General features: G+C 71.2%; 1 protein-coding gene. It reads left to right on the forward strand.

Going from position 1 to position 226, the window contains the following annotated elements; translation table 11 throughout:
• Window positions 1-226: ATP phosphoribosyltransferase (gene hisG / locus BN358_RS23155; protein WP_157593364.1), on the forward strand; the 226-nt coding region annotated here is incomplete at both ends.

Consider the following 226-nt stretch of genomic DNA (forward strand, 5'->3'; position numbering starts at 1 on the left):
GATCGCAACCTCCTACCCCGGCCTGGTGGCGGCCTACCTGGACAGCCACGGCGTCACCGCCCGGCTGATCCACCTGGACGGCGCGGTGGAGAGCTCGGTGCGCCTCGGAGTGGCCGATGTGGTGGCCGACGTCGTCGAGACCGGCACGACGCTCAAGCGGGCCGGCCTGGAACTGTTCGGTGAGGCGATCCTGGAGTCCGAGGCGATCCTGATCCAGCGCCGGGGG

The organism is Sedimentibacter sp. B4, from assembly GCF_000309315.1.
GTDB lineage: Bacteria > Bacillota > Clostridia > Tissierellales > Sedimentibacteraceae > Sedimentibacter > Sedimentibacter saalensis.